Genomic DNA, 16116 nt, shown 5'->3' with positions numbered 1-16116 from the left:
GTCAGCGCCCGCTGCTGCAGATGAGCGGTCCGCCGCCGGTGCCCTCGGCGCTCGACTTCTGTTCCGAGACGACCGTGCCGTTCCGGGTGATCTTGCACGTGACATCGCCGGTGTAACCGATCACGGTGATGTTCACCAGCGCCGCGTCCGAGGAGAAGGTCTTCGACCACGGAAGCGGTTGCGAGCCGAACAGACTCGTGTCCGGAATGCCGATCGTCACCAGCTGCGCCGAGCCGCTGCCGGACACTTCCACCTGCCACTGCCGCGCGTTCGGTCCGGTGGTGGACCCGCCGCCGAAGATGTTGGGCAGCGAGAACGACGGTGACGCAGTGCCGCCGGTGGCCGGCGCCTTGGTCGTGGTGCGGGTAGCCGTCGTGGTCGGCGTGGCCGTCGTGGTCGCCGCCGTCTCCTTCGAACCGCTCGTGGCGACACCCACCACGACGCCCGCCAGCACCAGCACGAAGATCACCGTGGCCACGGCGATCCACAGCACCTTCTTGTTCTTGTTGCCGTCGCCGCCGTCCCCACCACCGGGCCCACCCGGACCGTACGGATCACCGGGGGGCGGGCCCTGCGGGGGCTGCTGGCCGTCGTAGGGGCCGTACGCGCCCGGTGCGTAGCCGAGCTCGTAGCCGCCGGGCTGGCCGCCGGTCTCCTCGCGGCCCATTTCCCGCGTGGGCTGGTACCCGCCCGGCTGCGCCGGCGGGTACGGACCGCCCGGCTGTGCCGGGGGATAGGGGCCGCCGGGCTGCTGCGGCGGCACCGGACCACCGGGTTGCGCCGGATAGTTCTGGCCGCCCGGATGCTGCCCGGGATTCTGCTGCGGATCGGGGTATCCCATGGTCACAAGGTACGCCACGGCGCGGAGCGGGCACCTGTGCATCGACCGCGTCGCCTGTGGATGAATCACCGAAAATGCAGGAACAACCTGGGGATGATTCCTCCACAACCGTCCACAGGTTCGGTTCCTCACCAATTACACGGATGTACTTCCACATTGCCTACGGCGCGTCGTCAACACACCGACACGCCTGTGATGCTGCGCGGACGGCCTTCCTCCACATCATCCACAGGCCTTATGACTACAGGCTATTTCTTCTTTCAATACTTCTTTTGAAAAGAGGGTGTGGGGAAGCGGGCCGCATCGGCCCGCGCCGGAGCTGTAGTTCAGGCGGGCGTACACCCGCCGGTCCCGCCTCCTATAGCATCGAAGCCCTGACGGCAGAAGCCGCCACGCCCTGCCCGCATGTCCCTACCGAAAGGCTCCGTCGGCATGAAGTTTCGCGTCCCGCACGAGGAGTTCGCCGAATCCGTCGCGTGGGTGGCCCGCAGCCTGCCGTCGCGTCCCCCGGTACCGGTGCTCGGCGGCGTCCTGCTGACCGCGGGCGACGACGGGCTCACCGTCTCCGGATTCGACTACGAGGTCTCGGCGCAGGTGCGCGTGGGCGCCGAGGTCGCCGACGAGGGCCAGGTGCTGGTGTCCGGCCGGCTGCTCGCCGACATCACCAAGGCTCTGCCCAACAAGCCGGTCGACGTGGAACTCGATGTCACCCGCGTGGCCATCAGCTGCGGCAGTGCGAAGTTCTCGCTGCCCACGATGCCCGTCGAGGACTACCCGCAGCTTCCCGAGCTGCCGCAGCAGACCGGCGCCATCGAGCGGTCGACCTTCGCCGAGGCCATCTCGCAGGTCGCCATCGCCGCCGGCAAAGACGACACGCTGCCCATGCTCACCGGTATCCGGGTGGAGATCGAGGGCGAGAAGGTGGTTCTGGCCGCGACCGACCGGTTCCGGTTGGCCGTGCGCGAATTCGAATGGCAGCCGCAGTCCGGCGACGTGAAGGCCGCCGTCCTGGTGCCCGCGAAGACCCTGTCCGAGGCCGCGAAGACCTTCGCCGGTGATTCCGAGGTGGGTATCGCGCTGGGCGCCGGTTCCGCCGTGGGCGCCGACGGTCTGCTCGGTGTGGTCGGCCCGGACCGCCGCACCACCACCCGCCTGCTGGACGCCGATTTCCCGAAGTTCCGCCAGCTGCTCCCCGCCGCGCACACCGCGATCGCCACGATGGAGATCGCACCGCTGCTCGAGGCCATCAAGCGTGTGGCCCTGGTGGCGGACCGCGGCGCGCAGGTGCGGATGGAGTTCGGCGACGGTTCGCTGCGGCTCTCGGCCGGTGGCGACGACGCCGGCAAGGCCGAGGAGGAGCTGCCCGCCGATTTCCAGGGCGAGCCGCTCACCATCGCCTTCAACCCGGGCTACCTGCAGGACGGCCTGGCAGCGATCCACACCGAGTCGGTGACCTTCGGGTTCACCACGCCCTCTCGGCCTGCGGTGCTGCGCCCCACGGTGGAGAATGCTTTCCAGCCGGACGACTCGGGGGCGTTCCCCGCGCCGCAGAGCGCGTACACGTACCTGCTGATGCCCGTGCGTCTGCCCGGCTGATCGAACCGTCGAACTCCATCACACGGAAGGCATGACCAGCATGCAGTTGGGTCTCATCGGTCTGGGCAAGATGGGCGCGAACATGCGCCAGCGCGTGCGTGCCGGTGGGCACGAGGTCGTCGGGTACGACCCGCGGCCCGAGGTGACGGACGTCCCCACCCTGGAGGCCCTGGTCGACGCGCTCGAGGCGCCGCGCGTGGTCTGGGTGATGGTGCCGGCCGGCGAGCCCACCCGGGAGACGGTGCGCAAGCTGGCGGACCTGCTCGGCGAGGGCGATCTGGTGATCGACGGCGGCAACTCCAAGTACACCGACGATCAGCCGAACGCCGAGCTGCTGGCCGCCAAGGGCATCGGCTACCTCGATTGCGGTGTCTCCGGCGGTGTCTGGGGCCTGGAGAACGGCTACGGGCTCATGGTCGGCGGCTCGGACGCCGATGTGGAGCGCGCGATGCCGATCTTCGACGCCCTGCGCCCCGAGGGCGATCGGGCGGACGGCTTCGCGCACAGCGGCCCCGTCGGCGCCGGTCACTACGCCAAGATGATCCACAACGGCATCGAGTACGGCCTGATGCAGGCCTACGGCGAGGGCTACGACCTGCTTGAGGCCGAGCCGCTGATCGAGAACGTGGCCGGCACGCTGCGCGCCTGGAGCAAGGGCACCGTGGTGCGGTCGTGGCTGCTGGATCTGCTGGTCAAGGCCCTTGAAGAGGATCCCGGCCTGCAGGAGATCACCGGCTACACCGAGGATTCCGGCGAGGGCCGCTGGACCGTCGAGGAGGCCATCCGGCATTCGGTACCGGCGCCCGTGATCGCGGCCGCGCTGTTCGCGCGATTCCAGTCCCGGCAGGATGATTCGGACACCATGAAGGCGGTCTCGGCCCTGCGTAATCAGTTCGGCGGTCACGCCGTGCGCCGCGCCGACTAGGTTCTCGCCGCTTCCCTTGTACGTTCGCCGATTGCGCCTGCGCGACTTCCGGTCCTGGGACGATGTGGACATCGAACTGGATCGGGGCATCAATGTCTTCGTGGGGCGCAACGGATTCGGGAAGACGAACCTCGTCGAGGCGCTGAACTACCTGGCCACGCTCGGCTCGCATCGTGTGTCCACCGATCAGCCGCTGATCCGGGTGGGCGCCGAATCCGCCTCGGTTCTGGCCACGGTGCACAATGAGGGCCGCGAGCTGACCGCGGAGATCGACATCGTGGCGGGCCGCGCGAACAAGGCCCGGATCAACACCGCGCCGAGTCGGCGGCCCCGCGACCTGCTGGGAATCCTGCAGTCGGTGCTGTTCGCCCCCGAGGATCTGGCGCTGGTGCGGGGCGAGCCCGGCGGCCGCCGACGCTTCGTGGACGATCTCGCGATTCTGCGCACGCCCCGGATCGCCGCCGAGAAGGCCGATTACGAGCGCGTGCTCAAACAGCGCACGGCCCTGCTCAAGACGGCCTACGCCGCCGCTCGGCGCGGGGGACCCGACGCCGAATCGATGCTGTCCACGCTCGACGTCTGGGACGCGCAGCTCGCCCGGTTCGGCGCCGAACTGCTCGCGGCCAGGCTCGAGGTGGTGGCCGCGCTGCAACCGCATCTCACGCTGGCCTACGGGGCCCTTGCGCCGCATTCGCGCGCCGCCACCATGGCCTATACGAGCGGCCTGTTCGACGAGGACTTCGAGGGCGAGCCCGCCGAGGCCACCGTCGCCGAACTCGAACAGGCCCTGCTGGCGGGCCTGCAGCGCGCACGGTCCAGGGAGATCGAACGCGGCGTGTGCCTGGTGGGGCCGCACCGCGACGATGTGGACCTGCGGCTCGGCAACGAACCCGCGAAGGGCTTCGCCTCCCACGGTGAATCCTGGTCGTACGCACTGGCATTGCGGCTGGCCTCGCTGGAACTGCTGCGGTCCGGCGGGAGCGAGCCGGTACTGCTGCTCGACGATGTCTTCGCCGAGCTCGATACCAAGCGGCGCACCGCGCTGGCGGAGGTCGCGCTGGCGACCGAGCAGGTGATCGTGACCGCCGCGGTTCCCGAAGACCTGCCGCCCTCGTTGCGGGCGCGCACTTTCGAGGTGACCGTCGAGGGACCGGCGGACGCGAGGATCTCCCGGCTGGCCGAGGCCGTCGACGATTCATCAGATGAATCGAGCCCGGCTTCGGCGGAGTGAGTGCAGGCGTGCGCGAAGATTAGTGGTCCCGTATTGTCCTGATTCGATCGCAGACCGCGACAATATCGCAAACTGCGACAAACCTCCGATCTTTCTTTCGCTGTACAACAATGGAAGGCAGGCACCGTGCGGATAGCGATCGCGTGCATGGGCTCCCGCGGAGACATCAGCCCGCTCCTCGCCGTAGCGGGGGTGTTCGCCGACAGGGGGGACACCGTCGAGATCGGGTGCACGGTGGAATCGCGGGACTTCGTGCGGTCGCACGGCTTCGAACCGCGCGTACTCACCACGCTCAATCTCAAGGAATTCCTGCAGTCGCCGCTCGGCCAGGAGAAGTTCTTCGGCACCGGCACCACCACGCAGCTGCGGGCCGTGGGCAGGCTCGCGGATTCACACGCCGATGAGTTCGACGAGCACCTCGAGGCACTGTGCGAGGGCGCCGACTGCGTGATCAGCACCCGGATCATCGAGGAACGCGCGGCCCTGGTCACCCACCGGCGCCACACGCCGCTGGTGATGCTGGAGTACTTCCCCGGCGATCCGCACAGCCCGGTGCCGAATCCTCTGCTGGGCCCCCGGTTGCAGGACGCGGCGGCGAAGATCCCGGCCGTACTGCCCCTCACCTACCGGGTGTTCAACGTGGGCTGGGCGCTGAGCATCTTCAAGAAGACTCTGCACCTGGCCAAGCGTGTGGGCTATCCCCACCGGATCGTCAATCCCCGGTCGGTGCTTGCCGGCCGCGACATCCTGCGGATCGAGGCCTTCGGGACGGCGCTGGTGCCCCCGCGCACCCGCCACGACGAGCGGCAGCCGCGGATCGGTTTCATCCGGATCGGCGGCCGCCCCGCCGACCGGGCCGATCGCGATGCCGCGATCGAGGCCTGGATCGCGCAGGACGACCGGCCGATCGTCTACGTGGGCTTCGGCAGCATGCCGGTCGTGGATTTCGACGGTGTGGTCGGCGGGCTGTCGGCCACTCTGGCGCGCAACGGCATGCGGGTGATCGCCGTGCCCGGATGGTCGGCCCGCACCGGCGACGAGGTGGTCAACACGCCGGACCTGCTGGTGGTCCCCGATGTCGATCACGATGCGGTGTTCCCGCGATGCGCGGTCCTGGTGCACCACGGCGGCGCGGGCACCACCGCCATCGCGGCGGCCTCGGGCAGCCCGTCGCTGGTGTGCAGCCAGGCCTTCGACCAGCACTTCTGGGGCCGGCGGATCGAGGCCGCCCGGGCCGGCGCCGTGCTGCCCCGCCGCCGGATGACCGCCGACACCATCGCGGCCGAGGTGCTAGCCCTGGTGCGCGACGAGGCGGTGGTCGTGGGTGCACGCCGCACCGGTGCGGCCGCCGCGAACGATTTGCACGGCCGGGATCAGTTCATCGCGGCCTTCGACGCCTTCATGGCCGAGGTCGCGGCCACCGAGGGTGAGGGGTCCGGTCGCTGATATGCCGGCTTCCCCTGGCGCCCTGAGCGCGTCGAAGCGGTGGATATCGCTCGGCACCGTGTGTATCGCCGTCCTCATGACGGGTATGGACAACAGCATCGTCACCATCGCGCTGCCCACGCTGAGCGAGGAGTTCGGCGGCGGGATGAGCGCGCTGCAGTGGATCGTGGACTCCTACACGCTGGTCTTCGCGGGCCTGCTGCTGGCCACGGGCTACTTCGGAGACCGGATCGGCCGGCGCAAGGTGCTCGTTGCCGGACTCGCGTGCTTCATCGTGATCTCCATCCTGGCGACCAGGTCCACCTCGCTGGCCCAGTTGATCACCGCGCGTGCGGCATTGGGCGCCGCCGCGGCACTGATCTTCCCCGCGACCCTGGCCATCATCTCCGAGCTGTTCCCGGAGAAGCAGGAGCGCACGAAGGCGATCGCCGTGTGGTCGGCCGCGGCCGGCGCATCGATCGCCATCGGCCCCGTGGTCGGCGGCTACCTGGTGGAGCACTTCGCCTGGTCGTCGGTGTTCTGGATCAACGTGCCCATCTCGATCGTCGCGATCATCGGCTGTCTCACGCTGGTCCCGGAGTCCTACGGTTCCGAACGCCCGTCCTTCGACCTGTTCGGGGTGCTGCTGTCGATCTCGGGCATCACCCTGCTGGTGTGGGGCCTGATCGAGGCGCCGAACTTCGGTTGGGGCAGCGCGCCCGTGGTCGGTGCGCTGGTGGCCGCGGTGGTCTTCCTGGTGGCCTTCGTGGCGTACGAGCGGCGCCATGCGAATCCGGTCCTGGATGTGACCCTGTTCCGCGCCCGCGGGTTCGCGATGGGCTCCTTCGCGATCTGCGCCGGCTTCTTCTGCCTGTTGGGCTTCGTCTTCATCACGATCATGTACTTCCAGGCGGTGCTGGGTTACGGGCCGCTGGAGACCGCGGTGCGCGTGATCCCGTTCGCGCTCGTGGCGGTGGCGGTGACGCCGCTGGCGGCCCAGGCCAACACCGAGCGCCGGATGCGGTTCGCGATCTCGATCGGCCTGGGGATCATGGCCGTCGGTTTCGTGGTCACCTCCCGGCTCACCGAATCCGCCGACTACCTCACGCAGATCCTGCCCGCGATGTCGGTGATCGCCGTGGGTCTGGGCCTGTTGCAGGGCCCCGCCACCACCTCCGTGATGACCTCGGTGCCATCGGGTGAGGCCGGGGCCGGATCGGCGGTCAACGACACCACGCGTGAGGTGGGCGGTGCGCTCGGCGTCGCGATCCTCGGTTCGGTGGTCGCGCACCTGTACTCCGCTCGGGTCGCCGAGGATCTCGCCCGCCTGCCCGTGACGCCGGGTATCCGGGCCGAGGCGGAATCGTCGGTGATCGGCGGCGTGCGTGCCATCGGAGCCGCACCGCCCGAGCTGCAGGCCGTGGTGGGCCACACCGTGCAGCAGGGCTTCGTGCACGCCATGCAATCGGCCAACCTGGTGGCCGCCGGTGTGGCCCTGTTCGCGGGCATCACGGTGGTGGTGTTCATGCGGAGCACGGGCAGCACCGCAGGGGGCAGGCACCGGAGCACAGGAGACGGGCCGCAGCTGCGGGTCCAGGACCTGATCTCCGGCGAGCCCACCGGCGGCGGACACACGGAACCTGTCGGAGGCCGCGGGTAGCCTGAGGGCATCGCGGCCAGGAGAGGAGCGCACATGACGGGTCCGAACGACAACGGTCAGTTGCACGGCTCCGATATCGCGCGCCGTGCCCTCGAGGAGGCCCGCGCCGCTGCGAAGGCGGCCGGCAAGTCCGTGGGCCGCGGCAATGCCGCACCGATGACGGGCGGAGTGCGGCGGCTGCGGCAGGGCTCGCGGAAGTGGTCCGGCCCCGCGCCGGACGGCCGTGATCCGCAGAAGTTCGGCGCCCTGATCGGTGGGATCGCGAAGGCCCGTGGCTGGGACCGAAAGGTCGGCGAGGGAACGGTTCTCGGCTGCTGGGACACCGTGGTCGGTGCCGATGTCGCGGCGCACGCGCGGGCCGTCAGCCTGCGCGAGAAGGTGCTCTACGTGAGCGCCGAATCCACCGCCTGGGCCACGCAACTGCGGCTCATGCAGCCCCAGCTGCTCGCGAAGATCAACGCCGCCGTCGGGCAGGGCGTGGTCACCTCGCTCAACATCACCGGCCCCACCGCACCCAGCTGGCGCAAGGGTCCGCTGCACGTATCGGGCCGCGGTCCGCGCGATACCTACGGATAAACCGATCTGCGGCCCAGCAGGGCCGTGCGGCCAGCGAGACCCGATTCGGAGTGATCGCGCCGAAACGAGGTCGGATTCGTCTGCGACGCGTTCAGGGCGTGGCAACCGCATTTAACGTCCTGAAGAAGAGTAGACTGGAACTGCAAGAGCGGATCGCCTCGGCGGCCCGCTGTCCGTTCACCATCGACAGGACCGTCGGGTACCCCCCGGCGGCGCCGCGCGGTGGTATCGACGAAGGAGCGCCAACACATCGTGGCGGCTGACAACAACGCTGGAAAGTCCGGTTCGGGCAACTACGGCGCAGATTCCATCAAGCAGCTCGAGGGCCTCGAGGCGGTGCGCAAGCGCCCCGGCATGTACATCGGCAGCACCGGCCCACGCGGTCTGCACCACATGATCCAAGAGGTCGTCGACAACTCCGTCGACGAGGCCATGGCCGGCTACGCCACGCGCGTGGACGTGCGACTCATGGCCGACGGCGGCGTCGAGGTGATCGACGACGGCCGCGGTATCCCGGTGGCGATGCACGCCAAGGGCATGCCGACGGTGCAGCTGGTGCTCACTTCGCTGCATGCCGGCGGCAAGTTCGACTCCGACTCCTACGCGGTGTCCGGCGGCCTGCACGGCGTCGGTATCTCCGTGGTGAACGCGCTGTCCAGCAAGGTCGAGGTCGAGATCGACGTCGACGGCTACCACTGGCAGCAGGACTTCGCCTGGAACGACAAGGAACGCACCTCCGTCGCCTCCGAGCTGCGGAAGGGCGAGCCCACCGACCGCACCGGCACCACCGTGCGGTTCTGGGCCGATCCCAAGGTCTTCACCGACACCACCTTCTACGACTTCGAGACGGTCGCGCGTCGCCTGCAGGAGATGGCCTTCCTCAACAAGGGCCTGACCATCACGCTCACCGACGAGCGCCCGGTGGCGGTCGAGGTGCCCGACGAGGACCTCACCGAAGAGGCGCCCTCCGCGCACGAGGAGGACGTGCAGGCCGCGTTGGAAGAGGTCGCGCCGAAGAAGCGCGAGCGGATCTTCCACTACCCCGACGGCCTGGTGGACTACGTCAAGCACATCAACGCGCGCACGTCGAAGACGCCGATCCACGGCTCGATCATCTCCTTCGAGGGCCAGGAGAAGGGCCACGAGGTCGAGATCGCGATGCAGTGGAACTCCGGCTACTCGGAGTCGGTGCACACCTTCGCGAACACGATCAACACGCACGAGGGCGGCACCCACGAGGAGGGCTTCCGCGCGGCGCTCACCTCGGTGGTGAAGGCCTACGCGAAGGACAAGAAGCTGGTCAAGGAGAAGGACGGCGAGCTCACCGGTGACGACATCCGCGAGGGTCTCGCCGCCGTGATCTCGGTGAAGGTCTCCGAGCCCCAGTTCGAGGGCCAGACCAAGACCAAGCTGGGCAACACCGAGGTCAAGGGCTTCGTGCAGAAGGTCTGCCGCGAGCAGATCTCCCACTGGTTCGAGTCGAACCCGGCCGATGCGAAGACCATCGTGCAGAAGGCCTCCGCCTCGGCGCAGGCCCGTCTGGCCGCCCGCAAGGCGCGTGAGCTGGTGCGCCGCAAGAGCGCCACCGACATCGGCGGCCTGCCCGGCAAGCTCGCCGACTGCCGCAGCAACGACCCCGAGAAGTGCGAGGTCTACATCGTCGAGGGCGATTCCGCCGGCGGCTCCGCCAAGAGCGGTCGCGACTCGATGTACCAGGCGATCCTGCCCATCCGCGGCAAGATCATCAACGTCGAGAAGGCCCGGATCGACAAGGTGCTCAAGAACACCGAGGTCCAGTCGATCATCACCGCCTTCGGTACCGGCATCCACGACGAGTTCGATCTCGCCAAGCTGCGCTACAACAAGATCGTGCTGATGGCCGACGCCGATGTGGACGGCCAGCACATCTCGACCCTGCTGCTCACCCTGCTGTTCCGCTTCATGCGGCCCCTGGTGGAGCACGGCCACGTGTACCTCGCGCAGCCGCCGCTGTACAAGCTCAAGTGGCAGAAGGGCGCCGAGCCGGAGTTCGCCTACAGCGACCTCGAGCGCGACGTGCTCCTGGCCGACGGTCTCGCCGCCGGCAAGAAGATCAACAAGGACGACGGCATCCAGCGCTACAAGGGCCTCGGCGAGATGAACGCCAAGGAGCTGTGGGAGACCACCATGGACCCGACGGTGCGCGTGCTCAAGCAGGTGACCCTCGACGACGCCGCCGCGGCCGACGAGCTGTTCTCGATCCTCATGGGTGAGGACGTGGTGGCACGACGCTCGTTCATCGCCCGCAACGCCAAGGACGTGCGGTTCCTCGACGTGTGATCCGCGGCGGCCCGGGCCACCGGGCCGCGCGAACCGCACCGTCGAACCGCCTGAACCTGAAGGATTTCCATGACTGACACCACCCTGCCCCCGGAAACCGGCGGCGGCCACGACCGGATCGAACCGGTCGACATCCAGCAGGAGATGCAGCGCAGCTACATCGACTACGCCATGAGCGTGATCGTGGGCCGTGCCCTGCCCGAGGTGCGCGACGGCATGAAGCCCGTGCAGCGCCGAATCCTGTACGCCTCGTACGACGCCGGCTACCGGCCTGACCGCAGCTACGTCAAGTCCGCGAAGCCGGTCGCCGAGACCATGGGTAACTACCACCCGCACGGCGACTCCGCGATCTACGACGCCCTGGTGCGTCTGGCCCAGCCCTGGTCGCTGCGCTACCCGCTGATCGACGGCCAGGGCAACTTCGGCTCGCCCGGTAACGATCCCGCGGCCGCCATGCGTTACACCGAGGCCCGGCTCACGCCGCTCGCAATGGAGATGCTGCGCGACATCGACGAGGAGACAGTCGATTTCGTCCCGAACTACGACGGCAAGACGATGGAGCCCACCGTGCTCCCCGCGCGCGTGCCGAACCTGCTGATGAACGGCGCGGGCGGCATCGCGGTCGGCATGGCCACCAACATCCCGCCGCACAACCTGCGTGAGCTGGCCGACGCCATCTTCTGGTGCCTGGACAACTTCGAGGCTGATTCCGAGGCCACGCTCGAGGCGTGCATGGAGCGCGTGAAGGGCCCGGACTTCCCGACCCACGGCCTGATCGTGGGCAGCCAGGGCATCAAGGACGCCTACTCCACCGGCCGCGGCTCGATCCGCATGCGCGGCGTGGTGGAGGTGGAGGAGGACTCCAAGGGCGCAACGGAACTCGTCATCACCGAGCTGCCCTACCAGGTGAACCCAGACAACCTGGTGCTCTCGATCGCCGAGCAGGTGCGCGACGGCAAGATCGCCGGCATCAGCAAGATCGAGGACCAGTCCTCCGATCGTGTGGGCATGCGGATCGTGGTGCGGCTCAAGCGCGATGCCGTCGCCAAGGTGGTCCTCAACAACCTGTACAAGCACAGCCAGCTGCAGACCAGCTTCGGCGCCAACATGCTGTCCATCGTCGACGGTGTGCCCCGCACGCTGCGGCTGGACCAGATGATCCGCTACTACGTGACGCACCAGTTGGACGTCATCGTGCGGCGCACCCGATTCCGCCTGCGCAAGGCCGAGGAGCGGGCCCACATCCTGCGCGGCCTGGTCAAGGCGCTCGACGCCCTGGACGAGGTGATCGCCCTCATCCGGCGGTCGGAGACCACCGAGATCGCCCGCGCCGGCCTGATCGAGCTGCTCGACGTCGACGAGCTGCAGGCGAACGCCATCCTCGATATGCAGCTGCGCCGCCTCGCGGCCCTGGAGCGGCAGAAGATCATCGACCAGTTGGCCGAGATCGAGCTCGAGATCGCCGACCTCAAGGACATTCTCGACAAGCCGGAGCGCCAGCGTGCCATCGTCCGCGACGAGCTCGCCGAGATCGTGGAGAAGTTCGGCGACGACCGCCGCACCAAGATCATCGCGGCCGACGGCGATGTGACCGACGAGGACCTGATCGCCCGCGAGGACGTGGTGGTCACCATCACCGAGACCGGCTACGCCAAGCGCACCAAGACCGACCTGTACCGCAGCCAGAAGCGCGGCGGCAAGGGCGTCAAGGGAGCCGATCTCAAGCAGGACGACATCGTGGCGCACTTCTTCGTGTGCTCGACCCACGACTGGATCCTGTTCTTCACCACCAAGGGTCGCGTGTACCGGGCCAAGGCCTACGAGCTGCCCGAGCAGAGCCGCACCGCCCGCGGCCAGCACGTGGCGAACCTCCTGGCCTTCCAGCCGGAGGAGCGGATCGCCCAGGTCATCCAGATCAAGGGTTACGAGGACGCGCCGTACCTGATCCTGGCCACCAAGAACGGTCTGGTGAAGAAGTCCAAGCTGGAGGACTTCGACTCCAACCGCAGCGGTGGCATCGTGGCCATCAACCTGCGCGACGAGGACGAGCTGGTGGGCGCGGTGCTCGCCTCCTCCGACGACGATCTGCTGCTGGTGAGCAAGAACGCGCAGTCGATCCGGTTCGCCGCCACCGACGAGGCCCTGCGTCCCATGGGCCGTGCAACCTCGGGTGTGCAGGGTATGCGCTTCAACGGCGACGATCAGCTGTTGGCGCTCAACGTGGTCCAGGAGGACACGTACCTGCTGGTGGCCACATCGGGCGGTTACGCCAAGCGCACGCCGATGGACGACTACCCTGTGCAGGGGCGTGGCGGCAAGGGCGTGCTGACGATTCAGTTCGACCCCAAGCGCGGTGAACTCGTGGGAGCGCTCATCGTCGACGATGAGACCGAGCTCTACGCGATCACCTCGGGCGGCGGAGTGATCCGCACCGCCGCGCGGCAGGTCCGCAAGGCGGGTCGCCAGACCAAGGGTGTCCGGCTGATGAACCTCGGCGAAGGCACTACGCTTCTGGCGATCGCCCGAAACGCCGACGAGACCGACGAGACGAGCGACGAGACCGAGCAGGCGACCACCGAGGAATAGTCGCCGTGACTCAAGAGGAGCGCATGTGAGTACCCCTGGAACCGGCCCCGGGCAGCCCAGTGAGCCCGGGCCGGAGCAGGCGGGTCGACAGCCCGTCCGGATCCCGCGACGCGATACCGATCTCGGCCGCGTCATCGACGCGCCCACCGAGGGCGTGGAGCGGGATGAGCTGCCCAAGGATCTGCCCGACCTCGACAAGATCCACCATGTGACGCCGGCGGAGGCGGCAACGGCTCCCGTGGCCACCACGCCGCCGTCGGCACCGCCCGCGGACGCCCCGGCCCAGCCGGAGGCCGCGGCGGAGCCCGCACCGTCGAACCTGCACACCGTGGGCACCACGCCCGCCCGCGCCGCCGGGGTGAAGACCCAGGCGGCCACGGGACCCGTGCGGGCCGCGATGCAGCTGCGGTCCATCGACCCGTGGACCACGTTCAAGCTGGCCGGTGTGGTGTCCGTGGTGCTGTTCTTCGTGTGGATGATCGCCGTGGGCGCGCTCTACGTGATCCTCAACGGGATGGGCGTGTGGTCGAAGATCAACGACAGCTTCCAAACGCTCGTGAACGAGCAGGCCGGATCGTCGATCCTCACCGCGGGCGACGTCTTCCTGTACTCGAGCCTCGTGGGGCTGGCGAACGTGGTGCTGCTGACCGCGCTCGCCACGGTGGGCGCGTTCATCTACAACCTCTGCGCCGACCTCGTGGGCGGCGTCGAGGTGACCCTCGCAGATAGGGACTGACCAGCGATTTTGTTGGAACCGGGGTGCACTGGTAATCTTTGACCTCGGTTCACGGGCCTATAGCTCAGGCGGTTAGAGCGCTTCGCTGATAACGAAGAGGTCGGAGGTTCAAGTCCTCCTAGGCCCACCACACCCCGTCCCGGGGCCTTAGCTCAGTTGGTAGAGCGCCGCCTTTGCAAGGCGGATGTCAGGAGTTCGAATCTCCTAGGCTCCACAAGAATTTCATAGTCAGAGCCGGTATCCGAACACTCGGATATCGGCTCCGCGTGTACCTGGACGACTCTGAGACGCATTCCGCGGGGTCGGTGCGATGCACGGCGGCGGCCGGCTTCATCGTTCTCGCCCGTAATCCGGTGGCCGACACGCGCAGGCGCCTCCTACGATCGAGCCGTGCGAATCGTGTCGGTGAACGCCTGGGGCGGCGCGATGCATGACGAGCTCCTTGCGTGGCTGCGGGAATCGAACGCCGATATCGTCTGCCTGCAGGAGGTCACCCGCACCCCCGGCGCGACCGGCTGGTCGACCTTCGCCGACGGCGAGCGCACCCTGCCGCAACGGCTGAACCTCCTCGACGACCTCGCCCGGTGCCTGCCGCGGCACCAGCCGCACTTCGTGGTCAACGATGCGGGACCGGTGGTGGACGCCGGCGGCGCGCGCCGGCGGCAGGACTTCGGCATCGCCACTTTCGTCCGTGACGAGCACCCCGTGACCGGCCTCGATGCGCGATTCGTCCACTCCTCCTCCGTGGACCACGAGGAGTGGAGCGTCGACGATCGGCCGCGGGCCGCGCTCACCGTGACGGTCCGCGACCGTGCCGCGGGCCGCACGGTGGCCGTGATCCAGGCGCACGGACTGCGCGACCCCGCCGGTAAACAGGACACCGCAGCCCGGATGGACCAGGCCCGTCGCCTCGCCGACGCCGTTCGCGCCGCGAGCGTGGCCAGCGACCTCGTCGTTCTCTGTGGCGACCTGAACCTGCTCCCGCACAGCGAGACCTTCACGCTGCTCCGCGCCGCCGGGATGACCGATCTCGTCGGCACGGCCGACACCCGCGCCTCGCGGTATCGCAAGCCGATCCGCAGCGCCAGCTACCTGCTCGTCTCCGACGAGAGCGCGGTCCGCGGCTTCGAGATCGTCGCGAGCCCGGAGGTTTCCGACCACCGGGCGCTGCTACTCGACATCTGAGCGGCTCGATCCTCGTCACACCCGGATGCCGCAAAATGCACAAAGTTTACTGATATGGAATCATGGTCTTCATGATCGCACTCACCTCTCGAACCGCCCGTACCCTCGTGGCCACCGTCGTCGCCGGTGCGTCCATCGCCACCGTGACCGCCGCCCCGGCCGCGGCCGATCCGGCCCGCGTCGTCGCAGGGCCGCTGTCGCTCGATCGCGCCGCCCTGCCGGGCTGGGAGATCATGGCGCCCGATGCCGACGGCACCGTCGTCGCCGGCGCGCAGCTCACGGGCAAGAACTGGGGCTCGCAGATCGAGTTCGGCCCGTCGCTGGTCAAGGGGCAGTCGTCGGAGGCCGTGGCTCGCACCATCGTGACCCGCAGCCTGGAGTCCGACGGCTACAAGGGTCTCAAGGGCCGCGTCGTGGGAGTGCAGGTCACGCCCACCACCATCTCCGGGGTCTCCGCCACGCGCGCCCTCGCCGAGGTGCAGTTCGACGGTGCGCCCGTGCGCGCCGACCGGCTGCGCGTGATCGTCGTGGACACGAAGCCGCAGACCTACTACCTCTCCGCCGTTCCGGTCGAGGCACCGGATCGTCAGGCGCAGGCCGAGGCCGCCGAGCGCAGCCTGATCGCCGCACGCTAAGACCACCACTGTGCCGGGCATCGACGGGGAGTCGATGCCCGGCACAGCTGTTTCCATGGAAAGCGGGCGTGCCGAATGACCGTGTGGGATGTGGCGAGGATCGTCGTGGCACTGTGGGCCGGGGCGGGCGGGGCGGGCGGGGCGGGCGGGGCGGTGGGGTTCAACCCCGCGATCGGCCTCGGGTTCGCGATGCTGGTGGGGATCCTGCTGGTAGGAAACGCCTTCCACCTGACCGACTTCCTCCAGCCCGCGGAGCGGCACGACGCGAAGCAGTCGCTCGAAGACTGAATCATTGCCGAGGCGAAGGGAGTTTTGCCCTATTCTGGGTGAGGTACGGCATCGACGACCCCGAAGGAATGATGAGACGCGCCTCGCGCAAACGCCGAAGACCCGACCTGGCC

13 protein-coding genes and 2 tRNA genes are annotated in these 16116 nt (G+C 68.5%); 14 read left to right on the top strand and 1 reads right to left on the bottom strand.

The annotated features are described in order from the left end of the window. Position 1 precedes the first annotated feature (1 nt). Positions 2-841 (bottom strand): hypothetical protein, encoded by an 840-nt coding sequence (locus TTY48_RS09070; protein WP_220657185.1) that lies wholly within the window; start codon positions 839-841, stop codon positions 2-4. A gap of 432 nt (positions 842-1273) precedes the next feature. Between TTY48_RS09070 and dnaN the strand changes: the two genes are divergently transcribed. The 14 genes from dnaN (at position 1274) to TTY48_RS09000 (ending at position 16003) form a co-directional block, all read left to right on the top strand. Further along, complete coding sequence (dnaN, locus tag TTY48_RS09065; RefSeq protein WP_220657184.1) at positions 1274-2437, top strand: DNA polymerase III subunit beta; 1164 nt, start codon at positions 1274-1276, stop codon at positions 2435-2437. 40 nt (positions 2438-2477) lie between these two features. Next, the gene (gene gnd, locus TTY48_RS09060; protein WP_220658516.1) at positions 2478-3362 is read left to right on the top strand and encodes a phosphogluconate dehydrogenase (NAD(+)-dependent, decarboxylating); all 885 of its coding nucleotides are present in this window, start codon (positions 2478-2480) and stop codon (positions 3360-3362) included. Positions 3363-3378: 16 nt separating this feature from the next. Next, positions 3379-4593, top strand: coding sequence for a DNA replication/repair protein RecF (gene recF / locus TTY48_RS09055; RefSeq protein ID WP_220657183.1), 1215 nt, complete (start codon positions 3379-3381; stop codon positions 4591-4593). Positions 4594-4740: 147 nt separating this feature from the next. Beyond that, positions 4741-6039, top strand: a complete 1299-nt coding sequence (locus TTY48_RS09050; RefSeq protein ID WP_220657182.1) for a nucleotide disphospho-sugar-binding domain-containing protein — start codon at positions 4741-4743, stop codon at positions 6037-6039. A 1-nt stretch (position 6040) separates the two neighbouring features. Further along, positions 6041-7678: an MFS transporter gene (locus TTY48_RS09045; RefSeq protein ID WP_220657181.1), complete on the top strand. Its 1638-nt coding sequence runs from the start codon at positions 6041-6043 to the stop codon at positions 7676-7678. 33 nt (positions 7679-7711) lie between these two features. Further along, positions 7712-8254, top strand: a complete 543-nt coding sequence (locus TTY48_RS09040) for a DUF721 family protein (RefSeq protein ID WP_220657180.1) — start codon at positions 7712-7714, stop codon at positions 8252-8254. Positions 8255-8506: 252 nt separating this feature from the next. Beyond that, positions 8507-10573 carry a DNA topoisomerase (ATP-hydrolyzing) subunit B gene (gene gyrB / locus TTY48_RS09035; RefSeq protein WP_220657179.1) on the top strand — a complete coding sequence of 689 codons (2067 nt, stop codon included), beginning with the start codon at positions 8507-8509 and terminating at the stop codon, positions 10571-10573. Positions 10574-10642: 69 nt separating this feature from the next. Beyond that, positions 10643-13159, top strand: a complete 2517-nt coding sequence (gyrA, locus tag TTY48_RS09030) for a DNA gyrase subunit A (protein ID WP_220657178.1) — start codon at positions 10643-10645, stop codon at positions 13157-13159. A gap of 25 nt (positions 13160-13184) precedes the next feature. Then, positions 13185-13895: a DUF3566 domain-containing protein gene (locus TTY48_RS09025; RefSeq protein ID WP_220657177.1), complete on the top strand. Its 711-nt coding sequence runs from the start codon at positions 13185-13187 to the stop codon at positions 13893-13895. Between the two features lie 53 nt (positions 13896-13948). Then, positions 13949-14025 (top strand) — tRNA-Ile (locus TTY48_RS09020). Between the two features lie 11 nt (positions 14026-14036). Continuing rightward, positions 14037-14109: transfer RNA gene (locus tag TTY48_RS09015), tRNA-Ala, on the top strand. 176 nt (positions 14110-14285) lie between these two features. After that, positions 14286-15080 (top strand): endonuclease/exonuclease/phosphatase family protein, encoded by a 795-nt coding sequence (locus tag TTY48_RS09010; RefSeq protein WP_220657176.1) that lies wholly within the window; start codon positions 14286-14288, stop codon positions 15078-15080. Positions 15081-15151: 71 nt separating this feature from the next. Further along, positions 15152-15715, top strand: coding sequence for a hypothetical protein (locus TTY48_RS09005; RefSeq protein WP_220657175.1), 564 nt, complete (start codon positions 15152-15154; stop codon positions 15713-15715). A gap of 90 nt (positions 15716-15805) precedes the next feature. Further along, positions 15806-16003 (top strand): hypothetical protein, encoded by a 198-nt coding sequence (locus tag TTY48_RS09000; RefSeq protein WP_220657174.1) that lies wholly within the window; start codon positions 15806-15808, stop codon positions 16001-16003. Positions 16004-16116 lie beyond the last annotated feature (113 nt).

The organism is Tsukamurella sp. TY48, from assembly GCF_019656655.1.
In the GTDB taxonomy this organism is placed as follows: Bacteria; Actinomycetota; Actinomycetes; order Mycobacteriales; family Mycobacteriaceae; genus Tsukamurella; species Tsukamurella strandjordii.
The sequence above is the reverse complement of the archived record's forward strand: the minus strand, read 5'-3'. Positions and strand labels throughout refer to the sequence as shown.

Coding starts and splice junctions, on each gene's coding strand:
- TTY48_RS09070 (WP_220657185.1), bottom strand. CDS start 841: ATGGGATACCCCGATCCGCAGCAGAATCCCGGGCAGCATCCGGGCGGC.
- dnaN (WP_220657184.1), top strand. CDS start 1,274: ATGAAGTTTCGCGTCCCGCACGAGGAGTTCGCCGAATCCGTCGCGTGG.
- gnd (WP_220658516.1), top strand. CDS start 2,478: ATGCAGTTGGGTCTCATCGGTCTGGGCAAGATGGGCGCGAACATGCGC.
- TTY48_RS09050 (WP_220657182.1), top strand. CDS start 4,741: ATGGGCTCCCGCGGAGACATCAGCCCGCTCCTCGCCGTAGCGGGGGTG.
- TTY48_RS09045 (WP_220657181.1), top strand. CDS start 6,041: ATGCCGGCTTCCCCTGGCGCCCTGAGCGCGTCGAAGCGGTGGATATCG.
- TTY48_RS09040 (WP_220657180.1), top strand. CDS start 7,712: ATGACGGGTCCGAACGACAACGGTCAGTTGCACGGCTCCGATATCGCG.
- gyrA (WP_220657178.1), top strand. CDS start 10,643: ATGACTGACACCACCCTGCCCCCGGAAACCGGCGGCGGCCACGACCGG.
- TTY48_RS09005 (WP_220657175.1), top strand. CDS start 15,152: ATGATCGCACTCACCTCTCGAACCGCCCGTACCCTCGTGGCCACCGTC.